The following is a 3,300-nucleotide window of genomic DNA, read 5'->3' as shown; positions in this document are numbered from 1 at the left end:
GCCAGAAACTTCCTATCCGCCGTATGCCTTGCCGCCGCCGTGGCTTTCTGGCTCTGATTGAGTCTCGACCCTAGCCAGTCGATGAGCAATTTTGCAATCTCATCGCTGTTGGTTTCCGACATCATCATGTGGCCGTTCCCGGTTATGCCGCGTTCTTCAAGGCGGATATGCTCCACGGGATATCCCTTGTCCAAGAGGAACATGGCTGCCTTGGCATTCTGCTCCTGCATCCATGTTGCCTCACCAGTCACAATCGCAATTGGCCTGTCAAACGGGTCGCAACCGCCCGCCAGTGGAGCGACTACCAGGCCGTCACGGAATGTACCCAAAGCATGCTCAAGGCCGGGATGGCCCAGAGGCTCGATGGCGAGGATGGCTTCCACGGCATCTCCGCCCATTGCCGCGAGCGCCCAACCGCATGGTCCACCGGCCGAGTGCGTGACAAGGATTGTTCGCCCGGTCATGGCGAATAGCTCGGGAGCAATCGCCTCTACATGCCGCTGGCTGGCTTCCAGCGAGGTGGCCATGGGGCCCTGACTGGCCATGAAGCGATCCCCGGCCAAAGGGTCTTGTGGCCAGCGGCTGTGCTTTTCTGCACCCGGCCAGGCTGGTGCGGAAGAGACATCTACGAAGCGTGGGTACAGGCTTTCGTAATCTGGCGGGGGCAGCGATGGGCCGAGCACATGATCATTCCACACTGCGCGGCCATGGCCTGGGCGGTCCAGAATATAGACCGGGTAGCCGCGCTGCAGGAAGATCTGCGCCCAACCCGGCCTTCCATCGGAGGTCGAGAGGAATTCATTGCCCTGACCGCCGCCGCCATGAACGAAGGTTACGGACAGGTCCTTGGGGTTTTCCGGGATGAAATATTGTACGAATGCGGAAACTTCGGGATAGGTTTTCTCACCGCATAAGCGGCGACCGGTTGTGAGAAACCGGCCGCCCAGGGCCGCAAGTTCGTAACATGCCATGCTCAGGTCAGAACTTGCTTTCCATGATCTCGGTGAAGCCCAACTGCTGGCGCATCAGGTCTTCATCCTTGGCCACCTTTCGTGCCCAGGCGATCCATTCGTCCTTCGTCTGGCCAGGCTTGGTGTAGTAGAGGTGGCGCAGGTTGTCGCTTGCGCGCGGAGAGGTGTGCTCAATGAACACACGTCGCCGGTCCCGCTCATAGAATTCAAGCATGTCATCGCCGGCTCCATCGTGGATCACGCGATTGAGGGCCTCGATCAGGGCGAAAGCGTCGAACATGCCGCCGGTCAGGCCCAACCCACCGGTCGGGTTGGTGACATGCGCGGAATCGCCTACCAGCAGTATGCGCCCTTCGCGCATCCGATCCGTAACACGCTGGTGCATGCGATAGGGAGCATAGTCCTTGATCTCATAGCCATCGTGGGGAACGTGATCGACCATGACCTCGTCGATCCTCTGGCGCAGACTCTCCAGTGGCAGCTCTGGATCTTCCATGAAGGTGATGCGCCAGAAATCCGGTTGGCCCAGCTTGCAGATAACGGCACCGTGCTCGTGGTCCATCTGCATGGCCACCTTGGCAAAGCCGAACTTGTCGAGGTCGATATTCACATTCAGCGCCACATAGCGCTTGGGCCATGTGATGCCGAAGAAGTTGTAGCCAAGGATGTCCTTGCGAACAGTGCTGGTCGCACCATCCGCACCGATCAGATAATCACCTTCAAGCGTTTCCGGGCCGTTCGGGCCTTCCAGGCTGGCCTTGATCCCACCTTCGTCCTGGGTGCAGCCTACCAGTTTGGTCGAGAACCGAATCTCCACATTGTCCAGCTTGTCCAGATGCCGGGCGAGAACCTTCGACAGCTTTCCCTGATGAAGGTGCAGCGTGTAGGGGAAGGGGGCAATGCCATCGAGGCAAGCCAGGCTCCAGAAGATCATCTCTCCGGTTTCATGGATACGCCAGGAATACTTCTGCCGCAAGAATCCCTCTTCCACGCAATCCTGCAGCACACCTAGTTTGTCGAGGTGGGGCAGGACCGGATGGTGGTAGGCAACGGCGCGTGGTGAATCGTTGAAGTGGTCGTTGGCCTCGACGATCGTCACGCGGCTTCCGGCTTTGGCAAGTCCAATTGCAGTCAGCATGCCGGCAGGGCCCGCGCCAACAATCACGATGTGTTTCGTCATGCCCAAGTTTCCTTCTTTGTTCTTTTTCGAACGGTTAACTCTTCAACATCCAGCGTCCAAGCATGCCAGCCACTGCAACAAATCGTCGCAATCGGTGACGTCGCCATATTTCTGCTGAATATCGTAAAGGTTGTGGTCGTGCGGCGCGCGCGCGCGATCTGCCACGCAATCACGCGGGACCAGCACGTTGAAGCCCGCCTGCACGGCATCAACGGCGCTCGCTCGCACGCATCCCGATGTCGTTGCACCGGCTATAATCACGGTGTCGACCTGGGCGCTTGCGAGGAATGCCGCCAGGTTGGTGCCGAAAAATGCCGATGCACCCTTCTTCACAACGATGCTGTCTTGCGGGCTGATACCGGTCCTCGCATCGATCTCCACCAGACGGGACCCTTGGAGCAGGGCCTTCATGCCTTCCGATTTTCTAAGCCATGCCAGCCTGTCCAGCTCCGCCGCTTGATAGGCGATGGTCGTATAGATCACCGGAAATCCCATCGCGCGGGCGAGGTCGGTAATTTTGCGCGTGTTGGAAATCTCATCCGACATGTCCGCGGCGGTTGGATATTGGGTGTCGGTGAAGCCATAGGAGAAATCCACGACAATAACGGCGGGTCTGTGGCCGCGTGGAACGGGCCTGCCGAACCCTGCCTGATCGTAGATTTCCTCTTGATTGCTCATCTGGGGTCTCGGTCTTCCTGGGTCTCAAGTGCGCTCGAACTGAATTTCCTTCGGCACGATCTGGCCATCCAGGACGATCGCTTCGTCATCGAGGAACAGCGAACAATTGCGCATTGGGATATCGAGGTGGCAGGCGGTATCGTTGCTGCCTCCCAGTTCGTTGTTCGGTCCTGTCGAGAAGAGCACGTTGCCCAGATAGCTGCGCGGCTCCATGCCCATTCCGCCGGGGAATTCGCCCGGTGTCATCGCGTGCCACTTCGCATCGGGGTTCATCCCCCAACCGATGTGGCTCATGCCGAAGCCGCGTTCATCACCAAACTGCGCCATGTAGGACTTGACCAGCTCGGCCTCCAGTCCGCCGCGTATATCGGTCACCCATCCTTTTTCGATTGTGTAGGGTCGAGACTCAATCAGAGCCAGAAAGCCACGGCGGCGGCAAGGCATACGGCGGATAGGAAGTTTCTGGCGAGC

General features: G+C 58.8%; 4 protein-coding genes. All 4 read right to left on the bottom strand.

The annotated features are described in order from the left end of the window. The coding region (locus WFP39_RS15160) for an alpha/beta hydrolase family protein (RefSeq protein WP_336920668.1) at positions 1–971 on the bottom strand (971 nt) is incomplete at its 3' end. A gap of 7 nt (positions 972–978) precedes the next feature. Further along, complete coding sequence (locus WFP39_RS15155) at positions 979–2,151, bottom strand: FAD-dependent oxidoreductase (protein ID WP_336920667.1); 1,173 nt, start codon at positions 2,149–2,151, stop codon at positions 979–981. Between the two features lie 42 nt (positions 2,152–2,193). Further along, positions 2,194–2,829, bottom strand: coding sequence for an isochorismatase family protein (locus tag WFP39_RS15150; protein WP_336920666.1), 636 nt, complete (start codon positions 2,827–2,829; stop codon positions 2,194–2,196). 24 nt (positions 2,830–2,853) lie between these two features. Continuing rightward, positions 2,854–3,300, bottom strand: a 447-nt coding sequence (locus tag WFP39_RS15145; RefSeq protein ID WP_473829101.1) for a 2,5-dihydroxypyridine 5,6-dioxygenase NicX family protein, incomplete at its 5' end; no start/stop codon positions are given.

Source organism: Alteraurantiacibacter lauratis (assembly GCF_037154155.1).
GTDB lineage: Bacteria > Pseudomonadota > Alphaproteobacteria > Sphingomonadales > Sphingomonadaceae > Alteraurantiacibacter > Alteraurantiacibacter lauratis.
The sequence above is the reverse complement of the archived record's forward strand: the minus strand, read 5'-3'. Positions and strand labels throughout refer to the sequence as shown.

Bases quoted from the DNA above. Each gene is read 5' to 3' on its own strand.
- WFP39_RS15155 (WP_336920667.1), bottom strand. From the start codon at position 2,151: ATGACGAAACACATCGTGATTGTTGGCGCGGGCCCTGCCGGCATGCTG.
- WFP39_RS15150 (WP_336920666.1), bottom strand. From the start codon at position 2,829: ATGAGCAATCAAGAGGAAATCTACGATCAGGCAGGGTTCGGCAGGCCC.